The organism is Streptomyces sp. NPDC046915 (assembly GCF_040644935.1).
Classification (GTDB): Bacteria; Actinomycetota; Actinomycetes; order Streptomycetales; family Streptomycetaceae; genus Streptomyces.
Genome location: NZ_JBEYXB010000004.1, coordinates 601,899 through 617,857, shown reverse-complemented (window position 1 = coordinate 617,857; position 15,959 = coordinate 601,899). Strand labels below are relative to the sequence as shown.

Sequence of the window (15,959 nt, the reverse complement as noted above, 5' to 3'; positions counted from 1 at the left end):
CCCTGGGCCGGGGTGGCTCGGACACCACGGCCGTGGCCCTCGCGGCCGCGCTGGACGCCGAGGTCTGTGAGATCTACACCGACGTCGACGGCGTCCGGGGTACGGCCGCCATGGACCGCAGCGGGTCCACGGCCACCGGCCGGGAGCCGTCCCTCCCGGCCGGAGTCCATCGGCTCACCGGCCCTCGACCGCCCAGCCCTCGACCGCTCAGCCCCCGGCGGCGATCCGCGCCAGGCGCTGGGCCTGCTGACGCGTCGAGCGGGCGATCTCGTCCTCGTCGACGGTGAGCAGACGGCCGTCCTCCACGATCTGCCGGCCGCCCACGAAGGACGCGGTGACCGGGGCCGCCGCGCCGAGGACCAGCGCGGTCACCGGGTCGGCGATGGAGGCGTGGGCGAGGGTGTCCAGCTTCCACAGCACCAGGTCGGCCAGCTTGCCCGGCTCCAGCGAGCCGGTCTCGCCAGCGCGGCCGAGGACCTGTGCGCCGCCGTACGTGCCGAGCCGCAGTGCCTGCCGGGCGTTCAGCGCGGCCTCGCGGTGGGCGCCGAGGCGGTTGATCAGCAGGGCGTTGCGCAGTTCGGTGTGCAGTTCGCCGGACTCGTTGGACGCCGTGCCGTCGACGCCGAGGCCGACGGGGACGCCGGCCGCGAGCATGTCGGGGACGCGCGCGATACCGGCCGCCAGGCGGGCGTTGGAGGACGGGCAGTGGGCGACACCGGTCCTGGTGCGGGCGAACGCGGTGATGTCGGAGTCGTTCATGTGGACGCAGTGCGCCATCCACACGTCCTCGCCGAGCCAGCCGGTGGACTCGAAGTAGTCGGTCGGGCCCATGCCGAACAGTTCGTGGCAGAACTTCTCCTCCTCCACGGTCTCCGAGCCGTGGGTGTGCAGGCGCACGCCGAGGCGGCGGGCCAGCTCGGCGCCCTGCCGGAGCAGTTCGGTGGAGACGGAGAAGGGCGAGCAGGGGGCGACGGCGACCTGGGTCATCGCGTCGAAGGAGGCGTCGTGGTGCTGCTTGACGGTCTCCTCGGTGGCGGCGAGGGCGCCGTCGAGGGACTCGACGGCGAAGTCCGGGGGCAGGCCGCCGTCCTTCTCGCTGCGGTCCATGGAGCCGCGGGCGAGGGTGAAGCGGACGCCGGTCTCCCGGGCGGCGCGGATGATCGCGCCGGAGAGGTCGCCGGAGCCCTCCGGGAAGACGTAGTGGTGGTCCATGGCGGTCGTGACGCCGCCGCGGGCCATCATCGCCAGTGAGCCCTGGGCGGCGGCGCGGACCATCGGCTCGTCGATGCGGGCCCACGTCGGGTACAGCGCGACCAGCCAGTCGAAGAGGTTGTGGTCCGTGGCCAGGCCGCGGGTGATCCACTGGTAGAAGTGGTGGTGGGTGTTGACCAGGCCGGGGGTGGCCAGGTGCCCGGAGGCGTCGATGCGGCGTACGACGTTCTCCAGGCCCTCGGGGGCCCTGCCGGGGCCGAGCGACTCGATGCGGTTGCCGGCGACGACGAGGTGTCCGGAGGCGTACTCGGTGTCGTCGGCGTCCACGGTCGCGATCGAGCAGTTCTCGATGACGAGGCGCTGTGCCATCGTTCGTCCGTTCCTTTCCATTCCTATCCGTTTCCGTTCCTGTCCGTTCCTTTCCGTGTCCGCGTCAGAGGTTGGTGAGGTCCGCCGGGATCCGTGCCTCCCGGCCGTCCCTGAGGACGGTGGCCTCTATCAGGCCGTAGGGGCGGTCGGCGGCGAAGTACACCGCTCCGTCGGGGGTGTCGTTCTTGAGTCCGAAGGGCTCCAGGTCGACGAGGAAGTGGTGCTTGTTGGGGAGGGAGAAGCGGATCTCGTCGATCTCGGCCCGCTGGTCGATGACGCGGACACCCATCGCGTACAGCGTCTGCTGGAGCGAGAGCGAGTAGGTCTCGGCGAAGGCCTGGAGCAGGTGCCGCCTGGTCTCGGCGTAGGACTCCTCCCAGTCGGGCACCGGGTGCCCGTCGTCGCTCCAGCCGAACCGCCAGCGGCCGGAGACCTCGGTGGCCAGGACGCGGTCGTGGGCCTCCTTCAGCGTCGTGTACTTGTCCTTGGCGTAGCCCCAGAACTCGGAGTCCGTCGAGTTCATCACGACGAGGTCCTTCAGGCCGGAGACGACCTCCCAGGCCTCACCGTCGTACGTGACCTGCGTCAGCCGGGTCTCCTGGCCCTTGCGGACGAAGGAGTGCGCGCCCTCCCCGGCGTGCTCGATCCGCTCCCAGGCGTACTCCTCGACGCGGATACGGGCCCCGTGGATCGGCTCCCGCGAGCTCACGAAGTGCCGGGCGAGGTGGATACCGAACTGCTCGGGCGACTCGATCCCGTACTCCTTGGCGAACGCGTACACCGTGTTCTTGGAGGTGTCGGTCGGCAGGACGTTGGCGTTGGAGCCGGAGTAGTGGACCTCGTCCATGTCGCCGGAGAGCGACACGGACACGTTCAGGTCCCTGATGTGGTGGGTGGCGCCGTCCCGCGTGATCTTGACGACCCGGTTCTCGGCCTTGCCGTACTGGTTCTGTCCCAGGATGGGCATGTGTCTGCTAGCTCCCTCGGTAAACGGAGTAGCCGAACGGGTTGAGCAGCAGCGGTACGTGGTAGTGCTCGCCCGGCACGACGGCGAACGTGACCGCCACCTCCGGGAAGAACACACCGGGGCCGCTGTCCCGATTCGCGGGGGCGTCCTGCTGCGCCTCGGCTCGATTCTTCTCGGACTTCTCGAAATACGCCTCGACCGCGAAGTCGAGCCGTACATGGGTCGTCCCCTCCGGCAGGTCCGGAAGGTCCTTGCACCGCCCGTCCGCGTCGGTCGCGGAGCCGCCGAGCGCCTGCCATGCGGCGGCCCTGCCGCCGCGGGCCGCGAGAAGGACGGTCACGCCCCCGGCGGGGCGGCCGACGCTGGTGTCCAGGATGTGCGTGGACACGGAGGCGGTGGTACGGGTGCTCATGGGTCAGGCGTCCTCTTCGACGAGTCGGGCCAGCCGGATGCGGTTGATCTTCCCCAGCTCGGTGCGGACGATCTCCCGCTCCTGCTCGGGCGGGTTCCCGATCCGCCCCTTGAGCGCGTCCCGCATCTGCTCGCCGGTGCGGCCGGTGGCGCAGATGAGGAAGACATGGCCGAACTTCTCCTGGTAGGCCAGGTTGAGTTCCAGCATCTCCGCCTGGAGCTCCGCGGAGGCGTCGGCCATGCCGCGCTGTTCCCGGGCCGAGGCCGGGTCGCCCGGCTCGGGGCGGCCGATCGGCGGATGCCCGGCCATCGCCTCCCCGAGGTCCGCGGTGGTCAGCTCCGCCATGGCGGCGTCGCTCGCGGCGTAGAGGTCGTCGGCGGTGGCGTAGGGACGGGCGGCGAGCAGGTGCCCGGCCCACGCGGTGGAGGCGCACGCCTCGTGGAGGGCGGCGAAGGCCGCGTGCTCCTCCAGGACGTTGAACCGGGCCAGGCCCGGGGGCGTGGAAGTCGAAGTCACGGGAGCCTCCGTGGCCGCGGACGGCCTTCGTGCTGAACGGACTGCCGCCAGCTAACGCCCTCCACCACACGGCGTCAACACTTTGTTGAAAATTCCGCTCAGGGGTGCTTCTCGCGGTTGAGGTAGTTGTAGACGGTGAAGCGGCTGACACCCAGCGCGCCGGCCACGGTCTCCACGCCGTGCCGGACGGAGAAGGCGCCGCGCGCCTCCAGCATCCGTACGACCTCCTGCTTGGCCTTGCGGTCCAGGTCGGCCAGCGGCTTGCCCTTCTTGCGCTCCATGGCGGCGAGGATGTGATCGAGGGAGTCGGCGAGCTGGGGCAGGCGTACGGCGACGACGTCGACACCCGCCCAGGCGAGCACGACATCGTCGGGGCCGGCCTCGTCCGGCGGCAGCATCTCCCCGCCCATGGCGTCGACCAGCGGCTTCACGGCCGTGATGAAGGGCTCGTCGCCGTTGCCGCTCACTCGCCCTCCCCGATGACGTTGACCTGGAGCGTGATCCGGGTGGCACCGGCGTCCAGGGTCTTGCGCAGCAGCGCGCCCACGGCCGTGAGCACCGTGTCGGCGCCCCCCTCCGCCGTGTTGCCGAAGGGGCCGACGTCCACGGCGTCCAGCTCGGCGGCCTCGACGACCTCCCGCGCCACCAGGGCGTGCGCGGGCGCTTCGTCGAGGTCGAAGGGTTCGGTGGTGAACTCCACTCTCAATCGCACAGTGCCCCCAAAATACCCATCTGACCTGCGGTTCTACCTCGATCACCCATCGCGAGGGCACATCAGGGCGCAACGGGGAGCATCGATGGACCGCTTCACAACCACGATGCGCCCGTCATGAGGCGACCCTAGCCGAACCGGCCTCGAATCGGCCCGGCCTGGGCGCGCACCTCCGGACGATCGACCACAGTGAATTTCAGCCGATGTAAATTCAAGCCGAGTTTTGTATTACTATCCATGAGGCGGGTTTGTCTATCTTCTCTCGCGGCAAGGAAAATCCTGGCCGAAGGACGGGAAGGGGTAGAAAAGTGGGGGCACTTGGCCTGCAAGAAAGCATGCACGAACACACTCACTAGGCGTATTCCAGTCGTTCGATCATTGGTGACGTGCATGCAACCATCTGAGAATTTCTCCTGGTGTGAAGTCATCCAGCATCGTGAGCGCCTCATCCGTCTGGTGCGCCGACGGCTGCCCACCCTCCACGACGCCGAGGATTGCGTCCAGGAGGCCCTGCTGCGTGCGGCGGCCCACCGCGATCTGGACCCCGACCGGCTCGGGGCGTTCCTGACCTCGGTCGCCATTCGGCTGTGCGTCGACTATCACCGGGACCGTGAGCGATGGACGCGCCTGCTACAGCGCACCGCTGCCGGGCGAGAGCCGGAGATGGTGGAGGAAGCCGTCTGTGACCGGGAGTTCGGCCGCTGGCTGCTCGGGCAGGCCCATCAGCTCCGCGGCAGGGAGCGGCAGGTCATCCTCGCGCGGGCCGATGGTATCTCCGTCGCTGAATTCGCCCGCATCAACCAGATCTCCGTAAAGGCCGCCGAGGGCGCTTTCACACGTGGCAGGGCAAGGCTCCGGCACATGTGCAGCAAAACCCTGGGCTGACCCTGCGGATAACCGGAAGAAAAGGTTCGGCATCCTGGTCGATTCCATGATGCCAATTCAGGAAGGAAGTCCGTAAGAGTGGCTGACAAGCCGAGCACGCAGGACACCATCAAGAACTTCCTCAGCGACATCGCCGACAGCTCCAACAGGGCCTTCAACGAATTCCTGGATCCGCCGAACAAGTCCAAGAAGTCCGACCTCCCGGACTGGTTCCCCGCCGGCCATCCATTGGCGGCCCTGGCCGGGACGCCGGCCAGTGCGCTCCAGGCGCTGGCGGCGCTCGGCGGCGCCGTGAACCCCATGGCCGCGCTCGCGGGTGCCAACCCGTTCGCCGCCCTGACCGACACCGCGGACCGCAACTCCGGGGCGGTGAACCCCCTGGGGGTCCTCGCCGGGGCGGCCAACCCGCTCGCCGCCCTGGCGGGCGCCGTCAATCCCGTGGCGGCCCTCAGCGGGTCGTCCGCACCGGCCAATCCGTTCGCGGCCTTCGGTCAACTCGCCGGCGCGGCAGCGGCTTTGCCCGCTTCCGCGGGGGAGTTGGGCGGCCTGGCCGAGTCCCTGGCCAAGCTGCCCCAGCAGATCGCCAGGCTGACCGAACTGCTTTCCACGCTCGTCGGTGCCCTGGACGCCGTCCGGGAGATCGCGGAGACGACCACCGCGGTGCGTGCGCCGGCCAAGAAGGGATGACCGCCGCCGTCCCGTCGCTCTGTTGTCGCCCTGCTGACCGCTGACCGTGCCCGGTACTCCGGGCCGGTCACCGCAGAACCCGAGGAGGGAGCCCGCGTCGTGAGGGCCTTGGTCGGCGACCGGCTCCGGCTGGTCGTGAAGGTGCTGGGCAGTCTGATCGCCGATGAGGTCGGTCGTACGGCGCGGGAACGCGGCAGATCCAGAAGGGACGGACTGTCCCCGGCGGAGGCTGAGGAGGCCTCCGCCGGGGACGCGCAGCGGCGTGCCCGAGCCGTACGGCACGCTCTGGAGAGCCTGGGGCCGTTCTATGTGAAGCTCGGCCAGATCCTCTCCACCCGGCCGGACATGGTCCCGCCGTCGATGATCGCCGAGTTCCAGAACCTGCACGACCAGGTCGACGTGCAGCCGTTCTCCACGTTCGAGCCCGTTCTGGAGCGTGATCTCGGCGCTGACTGGAAGCTCAGGTTCGACGACATCGACACCGGGCAGCCCCTGGGAGCCGCATCGCTGGCCCAGGTGTACCGGGTGACCCTCCCCGGGGGACGGCCGGCGGTCGTGAAGATCCAGCGGCCCGCGATCCGCGAGGCGGTACAGGCGGACATGGCCCTGCTGCGCAGGGCGGCCCGGATCGTGGCACGGGTGGCACCGCGGTTCAACGAGGTCATCGACGTCGAGGCGATGCTGGGCTCGATCTTCGACGCCATGGAGCCCGAACTGGACTTCACCGGTGAGGCGCACAACATGGAGGAGGCGCGGGAGGCCGTCCGGGACTTCCGCACGCTGGCGGTCCCGGAAGTGCTGTCGGCCACGCCCCGGGTGCTGGTGCAGTCGCTGGCTCCCGGCATGTCCGTGCGGCATCTGGAGCGGGAAGCCTTCAGCGACAGCGAACGCACCGACATCGGCAAGGACCTGCTGCGGTTCATGTACCGCGGTTACTTCATCCAGCGGACGTTCCACGCGGATCCGCACGCGGGCAACGTCTTCGCCCTGCCCGGAGGGCAGGCGACCCTGATCGACTGGGGCATGGTGGGGCGCCTGGACAAGCGGACCAGCCTCCAGCTGCTTCCGCTGCTGATGGCGCTGGCGCAGAACGACGGACACGGCCTTGCCCGTGCCTGGGCCGACATGGGGAAACTCACCGCCTGGGCGAACCTCCCGGCGTTCGCCGCCGACATGGCGGCGCTGGTCCCCAAGATCGCCAATGCCTCACTGGACGAGCTCAATTTCGGCGTGTCCCTGACCACGGTGCTGGAAAGGGCCACCAAACGGGGTATCGGCTCCGCGCCCGCGATCTCGTTGCTGGGGAAGTCCTTCGCCAATCTCGAGGGCTCGGTCCGCTGCCTGGCGCCCGAACTGTCGCTGGCGGAGATCTTCAAGGGCGAGGTCCGGGGCATCCTGCTGTCCCTGCTCGGCGAATTCATCTCGCTGGAGCAGCTGGCTCGTACGGCGATGGACCTGATGGTCACCGCCAGCACCAGCCCCGAGCAGCTACGTGGACTGCTGGCCGACGCGGCCAACCGGCGGTTCGCGCTCCAGGTCCACCAGCCGAGGACGCCGCCCTCCCTGGGAGGCGAGCGCAGATCTCACCGGGGCCTGCTCGCTCTGGGCGCCATGGCTCTGCTGCTGGACCACCGCCGCCGCAGACCCGGATGAGGCGCGAGGCATGCCCTGGAACCGCATCCGTGCCCGTCTCAGACACCGCTCTCCAGGGCTGCCCGGAGGGCGGCGAGTGTCGTCCTCATCGTCGCGCGGTTGCGTTCACGGCGCCGGACGACGCCGGTGACCACGGGGGCGACCGCCGTGAGCAGTCGTCCGGCGACCCCCGACCGCAGATCCAGCCACTCCTCCGTCACCTCGCATCCCCCGGGCACCTCCGTGAACCGGTACGTCCAGCGGGAGAGGGCCACTCCCAGAAAGCCGGCCTCGAAGGAGAAGCGGACTCCCGGCTCGGCGCAGACCACGGTGCACAGGGTGGCCCAGGGCAGCCACGCAGCGCGGTTGATGCCCACGAAGCGTGTTCCGACGCGGGCGGGCCCACGACCGCCCGGCACCCAGGCGCCGCGCGACTCCGGACTCCACCGTCCCATCCGGCTGACGTCGCTCACGGCGGTGTACGCCGTCAGCGGCGTCACCCGGACCGTGATGCGCTCGGTGAGCGGAGCCGGGCCGGTCATGCGCGGATGGTGATGCCGTGCTCACGGTCGTCCGTGAGGATCTCCATCAGAGCGCGGTTGTCGGTCCTGAGTTCGATCCGCTTGCCGGTCATCCGGTTGACGACCTCCACCGTGCAGGAGCCGATCTTCGTGTTGAGGCAGTGTTTGATCCCGCCGGGCGGGTTGTAGTAGTTCAGGCCGACGAACCGCTCCGCCGGGGCCGTCATCCGCCCGCGGATGTCGACGGTCTCGTCGGACGTGGCGAAGTCCCAGTAGAAGTAGCCGAAGTCCGCCTTGGCGGAGAGGGCCTGCCGCAGCGACACCAGGGAGTACTCGCGGTCCTGGTGGCGCAGGACGAGGAAGGTGACCTGCGGAATGCGCAGCCGGCCGATCTTGGCGCGCGCCGTGACGACCTCCAGAAAGCTGTCGGGTTCCCCGTCGAAGCCGGCGACCTGCCCGAAGGCGTAGTGGTCGGTGTGCCGGCTGCCCCAGTTGTGGTTCTGGCTGCCGGTCCAGCCGTCGACGGCGACGGTCTCGCCGCCCACGTGCAGGCTGCCGCTGTACTGGGCGAGCGGCGTGCCGACCAGGCTCTTGGCCTTGGGGAACCCGCCCGTGTACATCTTCGGCGGCAGCAGGAGAAGCGGCGGCTCGCTCCCGGTGTACGTCAGATCCCAGCCGATGCCGCCGTCCGGCCCGGTCGCCTCGCCCTTGAGGCGACCGGGTTCCAGCAGCCGGTCGCCGATCCGGGCGCCGAACGAGTCGGGGCTGAAGTGGCAGTCGGCGATGGGGTGCTCCTCCTTGGCCACCACATGCCGTCCGGTCACTCCGTCGAACCAGATGGCCCAGAGCTCGCCGATGGCGGCCTCGGGCATCTTCGCGGGGCTGAAGACGGTGTACCTGATCCAGAAGGCGCGGGGCTCCGTAGGGTGGTTGGCGCGCTGGTAGAAGCTCTCGTAGTGGCCGGCCTGCCGGCCCGGGCGGTACCGGGTCCAGTTGATGTGCGCGGGGTCGGAGATCCCAGGGTCAGCGTTCATGAGGTCCGTTCTTCGTGATGAGGTCGGCTCTTCGTGAGGAAGCCGGCCGAGGACGTCCGCTGATGCATCGTCATCAGCATCCCGTACCGCGGCCTCAGAGTGATGGTGGCGTGGTTCACCACCCGGTGTGAGGGGACATGCCGGAACTCCCAGCGGCGCACCAGGGCGGTCAGCAGCAGATGAGCCTCCATGAGCGCGAAGTGCTTCCCGATGCACAGATGGGGCCCCGCGCCGAACGGCAGATAGGCGAAACGGTGGCGCTCCTTCCTGACGTCCGGCAGGAAGCGGTCCGGGTCGAAGCGCTCGGGGTCCGACCAATGTGCTGGGTGGCGGTGGATGTCGTACAGGTTGACCAGGACCCGTGACCCGGCCGGTACCCGGTAGCCGCCCAGTTCGGTGTCCCGCAGTACCAGCCGGGGGACGATCGGCGCCGACGGGTACAGCCGCAGGGCCTCCTCGAAGACCCGCAGGCTGTACGGCATCGCCGCCAGGTCGTCGGGGGTCGGCAACCCGTCCCCCAGCACGCCGTCCACCTCCCGCTGAACCCGCCGCAGCACCTCGCGGTGCCCGGACAGCAGGTAGAAGGCCCAGGTGAGCGTGATCGCGGTGGTCTCGTGCCCGGCGGCGAAGGTGGTGATCACCTCGTCCCGCAGCTCCCGGTCGGTCATCCCCCTGCCGGTGTCGGCGTCGCGGGCGGCCAGCAGCATGTCCAGCAGGTCCCCGCCGCCGGCGGGGCTCTCGGACCGCCGGCGCTCCGCGATGATCCGGTGGATGAGGTCGTCGAGTCCCCGCATGACCTGCTGGAAGCGCCGGTTGCGCGGGGTCGGCCAGTGTGTGGGCGGGCTGAACGGGTTCTGTAGCCGGTCGAAGGCGTAGTTGATCGCGATGTCCACCGCGTCCGGTCCGAGCCCGTCCAGGGTCCGGCTCACATCGGTGCTGAACATGCAGCGGCTGACGATGTCGAGGGTGACCCGCATCATCTCCTTGTGCAGGTCCAGGGCCGCGCCCGTCCGGTAGCGGGCGGCCATGTGCGAGATCTGCTCGGCCGCCGAGACACCCATCATGGCGAACATGCCGGCGAGGGCCTGCTTGGTGTAGATCGGCTGCATCATCCGGCGGTTGCGCAGCCAGCTCTTGTGGTCGTCGCTGGTCAGCAGGCCCTCGCCGAGGACCAGTCGCAGCGGGTTGTCCGGCCCGAGTTTGCCGAACCGGTCGGTGTCGGTGAGTACTTCGGCGGCCAGCTCCGGGCTGGACACGCCGTGCACCGTCACCGGGCCGAGCCGGTAACGGACCAGATCGCCGTGGGCGGTGCGCCCCCGGCCCATGGCCTGAAGGATGTCGCGGCGGAAGTCCAGGACGTTGCCCAGCAGCGGGAAGCCTTCCGCCCTGGGGGCGGGCATCGCCGCGGACGTGCGTGCCTCGGTCATCGGCCCGCCCTCACTTCCGTGCCAGGGCGCAGACCCAGCCCAGCGACCGGCGCGGCTCCGACACGAACCGGGCGTCCCGGAAGCCGGCTTCGGTGAGCCTGTCCACCAGGTCGTCCCCGGAGAGGATGTGCAGCCCCGCACGCTCCGAGCGCTCCGTGAAGCGCCGGCCGAAGACCCGCTGCACCAGTGACGGGTCGTCATCGGCCTCGCGGCTCATCTCCAGCGTGATCGACACCTGGCCGCCCGGTTTGAGCACACGGTGCGCCTCGGCGAGGCCGCGCAGGGGATCCGGCCAGAAGTAGTAGGTCTCGATCGCGCAGACCTGGTCGAAGGAGGAGTCCTCGTACGGCAGGTCCGAACAGTCGCCGTGCCGGATCTCGACCCGGCTCCGCGCGATCCCCGCCTGGTTGCGCCGTACCGCCTGCCGAACCATCTCCATCGAGTAGTCCACCCCGGCGGTGAATCCCTGGCCGGCCCGCTGCGACAGCAGCTTCACCGCCATGCCTCCACCGCAGCCGACGTCCAGCACCCGCTGGCTGCCGCGCACGTCCATGTGCTCGATCGCCCACACGGTGAGACTCCGGTGCTGTACGGCCATGAGGTTGCCGAAGAACCGCCCGGCCCGCCCGGCCGGCCTGCGGAAGTTCGCCTCCATGAGTTCCAGCGGCCTCGCCAGCAGCGTGCCGATCATTCCGGTGCCCCTTTCCCGATCAGTACCGCGTCCGTGCTGTTCTTGAGTCCTGCGTCCGCTACCGCCGTGGACCGAGCTCGGGCCATGCCGCACGGCGTACGGTCCGGTCCATCGAGGCCAGACAGGCCCGCAGCAGCGGCCGGGTGACCCCCGGCACCGGCAGCCGCGGTGCCCGGGAGCGGTGCCAGGGCAGCGGCTCCGGAGTGTCCTCGGCACCCAGCAGGGCCGCGGAGAGGTGGGCGCCGTGCGCCACCGACATCGCCAGCCCGTGCCCGTTGCAGCCGCCCGCGTACCAGACACCGGGACGGCCCCGGACCGGCCCCACCACCGGAAGGCCGTCCGCCGTCACCGCGATCCGGCCCGCCCAGCGGTGCGTGCTCTCCACCTGGGCCAGGGCCGGGTGCAGGGTCCGCAGCCACTGCTCCAGCCGGTTCCAGGCAAAGACCCGCAGCTCCGCGATACGGCGGGGGGCGGTCCCGTCCGGGTGGAGGGCGGTGCCGCCCCCCACGACCAGCCGGCCGTCGTCGGTGAGGCGGAAGTACGGGGCCAGCGGCACGGCGTCGATCACCGCCGGGCCGCCCCCGCCGAGGAGTGCGCGCGCCTCGGGGCCCAGTGGCCCGGTCGCCACCGCGTGCACCTCCAGCGCGAGCACCGTACCCACCGGCAGGCCGAGCCCGGCCACGCCGGCGTTCACCGCCAGCACCACCCGCGGCGCCCGTACCGTGCCGTGCGGGAACACCAGCTCGGACATCCGTCCGTCCCGGTCGTGGACCTCCCGCAGCGGGCTGCCGCCGTACAGTCGCACGCCCTTGGCCGCGCAGGCGCTCGCCAGAGCCGCCGCCAGCGCGGCCGGGTCGAGGGTCGCGGTACGCCGGTGGAGCAGACCCGCCTGGTACGGCACGTCCACCCGCCGCCGGATGTCGGCGGCGCTGAGCACCGGCACGTCCAGGCCCAGGGCGCGGTAGGCGGCGGCCTGCCGCGCCAGCGACGCCAGACCGGTACGGGAGCGCGCGGCGACGATCTGCTCCCCGTCCGTGCGGGACACGCCGAGCCGGGCGCACAGGTCCACGGCGTGCCGTACCGCCTCGACGCTGGCCTGGTGCATCCGGCGGGCGGTGGCCGGCCCGTGGCGGCGCACCGCCCGGTCGACCGGCGGGCCCACCCGCGGGCCCAGCAGCCCGGTGCCGCGCCCGCTGGCACCCGCCGCCGGCCGCTGCGCGTCCACCACGGCGATGTCCAGCGAAGGCAGGCGCTGCGCCAGGTGGTACGCCGTGGACAGCCCCACCAGCCCCGCGCCCACCACCGCGACATCGGCGCTGAGCCGGCCGCGCACCGCGGGCAGCGGGTCCTCGCCGCCCCGCCCGGCCGGGTCGCCGGGCACCCAGCAGGGCGTGCCCCCGGCGAACAGGCTCACCGGGGCGCTCCTTCCCCGGCCGTCGGCCCACCCGGCCCCGACAGAGTGCCGAATCCCCTCTCGTGCCAGAGCAGCGGCCGGCCCGAGGCCACCCGCACCGCGGCCACCTGACCCACCACCGCGCAATGGTCGCCGTACCGGCGGATGTCCTCGACCAGGCAGACCGACCACCCCAGCGCGTCACCGAACACCGGCACCCCCAGGACCCAGCGGATCGGCACCTCGCGGAACCGCTCCGCCGACGAGGCCGCCGGATCCGCGAAGCGGGCCGCCCGCGGTCGCTGCTCCTCCCGCAGCAGGTTCACCGCGAACACGCCCCGCGCCCGGACCGCCCTCAGGGTGTGCGAACCCTCGCGCAGACAGGCGAGCAGCAGTGGGGGCCTGGCCGACAGCGAGGTGAGGGAGGAGACGGTCATCCCGGTGGGTCCGCCCGCGTCCTGTGCGGTGACCGCGGTGACACCGGAGGCGAGTTTCGCGTACAGACGCAGGCAGTGCGCGGTGTCCGGGCCCGGTTCGTCCTGCAACTGCCTGCCCGGCCGAGGCGGCTGCGCCAGGGCGAGGTCAGCCATGCTCGCCGTCCGCGGCTTCGGCCGGCGACACCGTGCCGAGCAGACCCTGGAGGATCTGCCGGATGTTGGTGCGCAGGGTCGACTCGGCCACCGGGTCGAGGATCTCCGCCAGGGTGGGGATCCCCAGGTCGAACGAGGCGTGGAAGGTGACGGCGGTGCCGTCCTCGTGGGCTTCGCAGGTCCAGCTGCCCTCGAAGGTCTCGAAGTCGCCGCTGAGCTGTTCGAAGGCGATGGACCGGGTCAGCGGCGAGAAGGCGTCACGTTCCGTCCAGCACATCAGCCCGTTGCGGAAGGAGACCGTCCAGTCGGAGACCAGCGAGCCGTCGGGTCGAGGAGGGTGCACGGTGACCTCGCGCACCGTTCTGGTGAATTCGGGATACCGGCGGAAGTCGCTGATTCTCCGGTAGGCGTTCTCGGGGTCGATGTCGTGGGCCGTCATCCGTACCGTCACCTGGCGCATGGTGTTCGTCCTCTCCGGTGTGTGGTGCCGATGTCGTGACAGGGCAGCGATGACGGTCAGCCGAGGCGTGCGCGCACCGCCCGCAGGGCTTCGGCGAGGGCGGTGAGGAAGAGTCCGGACTCGTCGGGTCCGGCGATCGCCGGGGGCGTGAGCCGCAGCACCCGCGTGGAGTTCAGCGAGTGGTTCACCAGGACGCCGCGGGCCACGAGCTCCAGCAGCGTCTCGCCGACGGCCTGCGCCTCGGTGAACTCGATACCGATCAGCAGTCCACGGCCGCGGACCTCGCGCACGAGGCGGTCCCGGTAGGGGACGCAGGCTTCGAGGACGCCGGCGAGCAGACGTCGGCCGAGCGAGGCGGCCCGGCCCACGATGTCCTCGCGGTCCATGGTCTCCACCGCCGCCAGGGCCGCGGCGCAGGCGATCGGCGAGGCGCCGAAGGTGGAGGTGTGGAGGTAGGGGTCGCGGGAGAACGGACGGTAGGCGTCCTTGGTGGCCACCATCGCGGCCACCGGCACGACGCCGCCGCTCAGCCCCTTTCCGACGAGGAGGACGTCCGGCACCACGCCCTCGGCGTCCACACCCCACCAGGTGCCGAGCCGGCCCAGACCGGTCTGCACCTCGTCCACGATCAGGAAGGCCCCGTGCGCGCGGCACAGCCGGGCCGCCTCCGCCAGGTATCCGGGAGGCGGAACGCGTACCCCTCCCTCGCCCTGCACCGGCTCCAGGATCACGCACGCGCGGTCGCGGCGCTCGGCGAGCGCGGCCTCCAGCTCGGCCAGGTCCCCGTAGGCGACCTGCGCGGTGTCCGGGAGCAGCGGCTCGAAGGGCGCCTGGTACGTGGTGTTGGCGGTGGCGCTCAGTGCCCCCAGGGTCTTCCCGTGGTAGCCGGACACGGTGGTCACCAGGGCGTTGCGGCGGTGGGCGCGGGCCAGTTTCAGACCCGCCTCCGTGGCCTCGGCGCCGGAGTTGACGAAGTGGACGTGGTCCAGCCCGGCGGGCGTGCGGGAGGCGAGCGCGGCGGCGGCCCGGGCGGCGACGGGTTCCAGGAACACCCGGGTGGCCAGCGGATGTGCGTCCAGCTGCCGGTGCACCGCCTCGACCACCGCGGGGTGGCGGTGGCCCAGGATGAAGACGCCGTAGCCCCCGAAGTCCAGATAGCGGCGTCCGTCGTCGGTGTGCACCCAGGCGCCCTCGGAGTACGTCTCGACCATGCCGCCTAGCACGGTGCCCATGACGGCCCGGCCGGAGCCCAGATGGCGTCGGTAGAGTTCGGCGGTGTCCCCCGGCGACCCCACGGCGGGGTGACGGGCCGGCGGTGCGGCGGTCATGACGCCAGTTCCGCCGGGGCCGACGCCGTCAGCGGACGGCGCGGTCGGCGCAGGCCTCCGCGGCCGGCCGCCCAGCACTCCACGTTGCGCACCAGTGCCGACCGGATCGCGGCGCGTGTGGGGGCCGTGCCGCAGTGCGGCGTCCCCAGATGGGAGACGAAGGGCAGCTCCCGCTGGAAGACGAGCAGCAGCTCCGCGTAGTCCTGGAGCCGGCGCCGCACGGACTCGGGGAAGGACGGTCCCTCTAGCAGCGGGAGCAGCAGGCGGTGCACCGCCTCCAGGGGGATCAGCCGCGGCGGGTGCGGGCGCTCACCGTGGCGTTCGGCGAACTCCAGGCAGACGTCGACCACTTCCCGCTGGAGGATGGCCGCGGCCCCGGCGGTCAGCCAGTACTCGCCCTCGGTCACGCCGGCCCTGACCAGGTCGCCCACCGCGCGGGCCACCACGTCCTGCGGCACCATGTCGATCCTCGTCCCGGGCGAGCCCGGAAGTACCGGGACCTGGCCCTTGACGATCCCTCCCAGCGCCCGGGTCAGGCCCTGCATCCGGGCGATCCGGCCGGTGGCCGAGTCGCCCATGACCACGGACGGACGCAGGACGACTCCGGGAACCGGAGCCGACCGCAGGGCATCCTCGGCCGCCGCCTTGGAGGCGAGGTAGGCCGCCGCCCCGGGAAAGCGCTGCCGTTCCTCGGCGTCGACCGGGTTCGCCACGAAGGCGGTGCTCATGTAGTAGAAGGGAGCGTCCGCGCGGGCCGCCAGGTCGAGCATCGAGCAGGTGCCGTCCAGGTTGGTCCGCCAGATGTCGGCCGGCGTCGCCCGCCAGTTGGTGGCGGCGGCGGAGTGCACCACCACGTCCACCTCGGCGGTGAGGGCGAACCGCTCGGCGGCCGAGAGTCCCAGGCCGGGGGCCTGGAGGTCCGCCGTCACCTCCCGTACCCGGGGGTCGTCCAGCGGTGTCCGGTGGCGCAGGCAGATCACGTCGTGGTCGTCGCAGAGCTCGTCGACCAGGGCCTGGCCGAGTACGCCCGCGGCGCCGGTGAGCAGCAGGGTCGGGCGTTGGTTGCGAGGACGGGACTGGTCGCTGGGTTCGGGCGGCATGGTCGAGTGACTCCCATCGGGCG

General features: G+C 71.2%; 18 protein-coding genes and 1 pseudogene. 4 read left to right on the top strand and 15 right to left on the bottom strand.

What is annotated here, in order from left to right; genetic code table 11:
• Nucleotides 1-95 (top strand): annotated as a pseudogene (locus ABZ915_RS13980) (hypothetical protein); the annotation flags it as partial.
• A gap of 112 nt (nucleotides 96-207) precedes the next feature.
• Here the strand turns inward: ABZ915_RS13980 and ABZ915_RS13975 are convergent.
• The 6 genes from ABZ915_RS13975 to ABZ915_RS13950 all read right to left on the bottom strand — a co-directional run bounded on the left by ABZ915_RS13975 (nucleotide 208) and on the right by ABZ915_RS13950 (nucleotide 4,188).
• Complete coding sequence (locus ABZ915_RS13975) at nucleotides 208-1,581, bottom strand: 8-oxoguanine deaminase (protein ID WP_361800958.1); 1,374 nt, start codon at nucleotides 1,579-1,581, stop codon at nucleotides 208-210.
• Between the two features lie 64 nt (nucleotides 1,582-1,645).
• Nucleotides 1,646-2,548: a factor-independent urate hydroxylase gene (pucL, locus tag ABZ915_RS13970; protein ID WP_361800955.1), complete on the bottom strand. Its 903-nt coding sequence runs from the start codon at nucleotides 2,546-2,548 to the stop codon at nucleotides 1,646-1,648.
• Between the two features lie 7 nt (nucleotides 2,549-2,555).
• Nucleotides 2,556-2,960: a hydroxyisourate hydrolase gene (uraH, locus tag ABZ915_RS13965; RefSeq protein WP_361800952.1), complete on the bottom strand. Its 405-nt coding sequence runs from the start codon at nucleotides 2,958-2,960 to the stop codon at nucleotides 2,556-2,558.
• A gap of 3 nt (nucleotides 2,961-2,963) precedes the next feature.
• Nucleotides 2,964-3,476: a 2-oxo-4-hydroxy-4-carboxy-5-ureidoimidazoline decarboxylase gene (gene uraD / locus ABZ915_RS13960; protein WP_361800949.1), complete on the bottom strand. Its 513-nt coding sequence runs from the start codon at nucleotides 3,474-3,476 to the stop codon at nucleotides 2,964-2,966.
• Nucleotides 3,477-3,574: 98 nt separating this feature from the next.
• Nucleotides 3,575-3,943 (bottom strand): helix-turn-helix domain-containing protein, encoded by a 369-nt coding sequence (locus ABZ915_RS13955; protein ID WP_361800946.1) that lies wholly within the window; start codon nucleotides 3,941-3,943, stop codon nucleotides 3,575-3,577.
• Entirely contained in the window at nucleotides 3,940-4,188 is a 249-nt protein-coding gene (locus ABZ915_RS13950; RefSeq protein ID WP_361800943.1) for a hypothetical protein, read from the bottom strand. Before ABZ915_RS13950 ends, ABZ915_RS13955 begins: the two co-directional genes overlap by 4 nt.
• Before the next feature lie 390 nt (nucleotides 4,189-4,578).
• On the opposite strand from ABZ915_RS13950, the gene ABZ915_RS13945 reads away from it, so the two are divergent.
• The 3 genes from ABZ915_RS13945 (at nucleotide 4,579) to ABZ915_RS13935 (ending at nucleotide 7,413) form a co-directional block, all read left to right on the top strand.
• Entirely contained in the window at nucleotides 4,579-5,073 is a 495-nt protein-coding gene (locus ABZ915_RS13945; protein WP_361800940.1) for a sigma-70 family RNA polymerase sigma factor, read from the top strand.
• A gap of 78 nt (nucleotides 5,074-5,151) precedes the next feature.
• The gene (locus ABZ915_RS13940) at nucleotides 5,152-5,760 is read left to right on the top strand and encodes a hypothetical protein (protein ID WP_361800937.1); all 609 of its coding nucleotides are present in this window, start codon (nucleotides 5,152-5,154) and stop codon (nucleotides 5,758-5,760) included.
• Between the two features lie 99 nt (nucleotides 5,761-5,859).
• Nucleotides 5,860-7,413, top strand: a complete 1,554-nt coding sequence (locus tag ABZ915_RS13935; protein ID WP_361800934.1) for an AarF/UbiB family protein — start codon at nucleotides 5,860-5,862, stop codon at nucleotides 7,411-7,413.
• A 38-nt stretch (nucleotides 7,414-7,451) separates the two neighbouring features.
• Here ABZ915_RS13935 and ABZ915_RS13930 read toward each other — a convergent pair whose 3' ends face one another.
• From ABZ915_RS13930 to ABZ915_RS13890, 9 genes are read right to left on the bottom strand one after another with little or no spacing between them, the layout of a single operon-like run.
• Nucleotides 7,452-7,934, bottom strand: a complete 483-nt coding sequence (locus tag ABZ915_RS13930; RefSeq protein ID WP_361800931.1) for an SRPBCC family protein — start codon at nucleotides 7,932-7,934, stop codon at nucleotides 7,452-7,454.
• Entirely contained in the window at nucleotides 7,931-8,947 is a 1,017-nt protein-coding gene (locus ABZ915_RS13925) for a hypothetical protein (RefSeq protein ID WP_361800928.1), read from the bottom strand. The genes ABZ915_RS13930 and ABZ915_RS13925 overlap by 4 nt, the downstream gene beginning before the upstream one ends.
• Nucleotides 8,944-10,374 (bottom strand): cytochrome P450, encoded by a 1,431-nt coding sequence (locus tag ABZ915_RS13920; RefSeq protein ID WP_361800925.1) that lies wholly within the window; start codon nucleotides 10,372-10,374, stop codon nucleotides 8,944-8,946. The genes ABZ915_RS13925 and ABZ915_RS13920 overlap by 4 nt, the downstream gene beginning before the upstream one ends.
• Before the next feature lie 10 nt (nucleotides 10,375-10,384).
• The gene (locus ABZ915_RS13915; protein ID WP_361800922.1) at nucleotides 10,385-11,065 is read right to left on the bottom strand and encodes a methyltransferase domain-containing protein; all 681 of its coding nucleotides are present in this window, start codon (nucleotides 11,063-11,065) and stop codon (nucleotides 10,385-10,387) included.
• Between the two features lie 58 nt (nucleotides 11,066-11,123).
• Nucleotides 11,124-12,479: an FAD-binding oxidoreductase gene (locus ABZ915_RS13910; RefSeq protein WP_361800919.1), complete on the bottom strand. Its 1,356-nt coding sequence runs from the start codon at nucleotides 12,477-12,479 to the stop codon at nucleotides 11,124-11,126.
• Nucleotides 12,476-13,048, bottom strand: a complete 573-nt coding sequence (locus ABZ915_RS13905; protein WP_361800916.1) for a flavin reductase family protein — start codon at nucleotides 13,046-13,048, stop codon at nucleotides 12,476-12,478. Before ABZ915_RS13905 ends, ABZ915_RS13910 begins: the two co-directional genes overlap by 4 nt.
• The gene (locus ABZ915_RS13900; RefSeq protein WP_361800913.1) at nucleotides 13,041-13,508 is read right to left on the bottom strand and encodes an SRPBCC family protein; all 468 of its coding nucleotides are present in this window, start codon (nucleotides 13,506-13,508) and stop codon (nucleotides 13,041-13,043) included. The genes ABZ915_RS13905 and ABZ915_RS13900 overlap by 8 nt, the downstream gene beginning before the upstream one ends.
• 56 nt (nucleotides 13,509-13,564) lie before the next feature.
• Nucleotides 13,565-14,836, bottom strand: coding sequence for an aminotransferase class III-fold pyridoxal phosphate-dependent enzyme (locus ABZ915_RS13895; protein WP_361800910.1), 1,272 nt, complete (start codon nucleotides 14,834-14,836; stop codon nucleotides 13,565-13,567).
• On the bottom strand, nucleotides 14,833-15,936 hold the full coding sequence (locus ABZ915_RS13890) for an SDR family oxidoreductase (protein WP_361800907.1): 1,104 nt from the start codon (nucleotides 15,934-15,936) through the stop codon (nucleotides 14,833-14,835). Before ABZ915_RS13890 ends, ABZ915_RS13895 begins: the two co-directional genes overlap by 4 nt.
• Nucleotides 15,937-15,959: the final 23 nt, after the last annotated feature.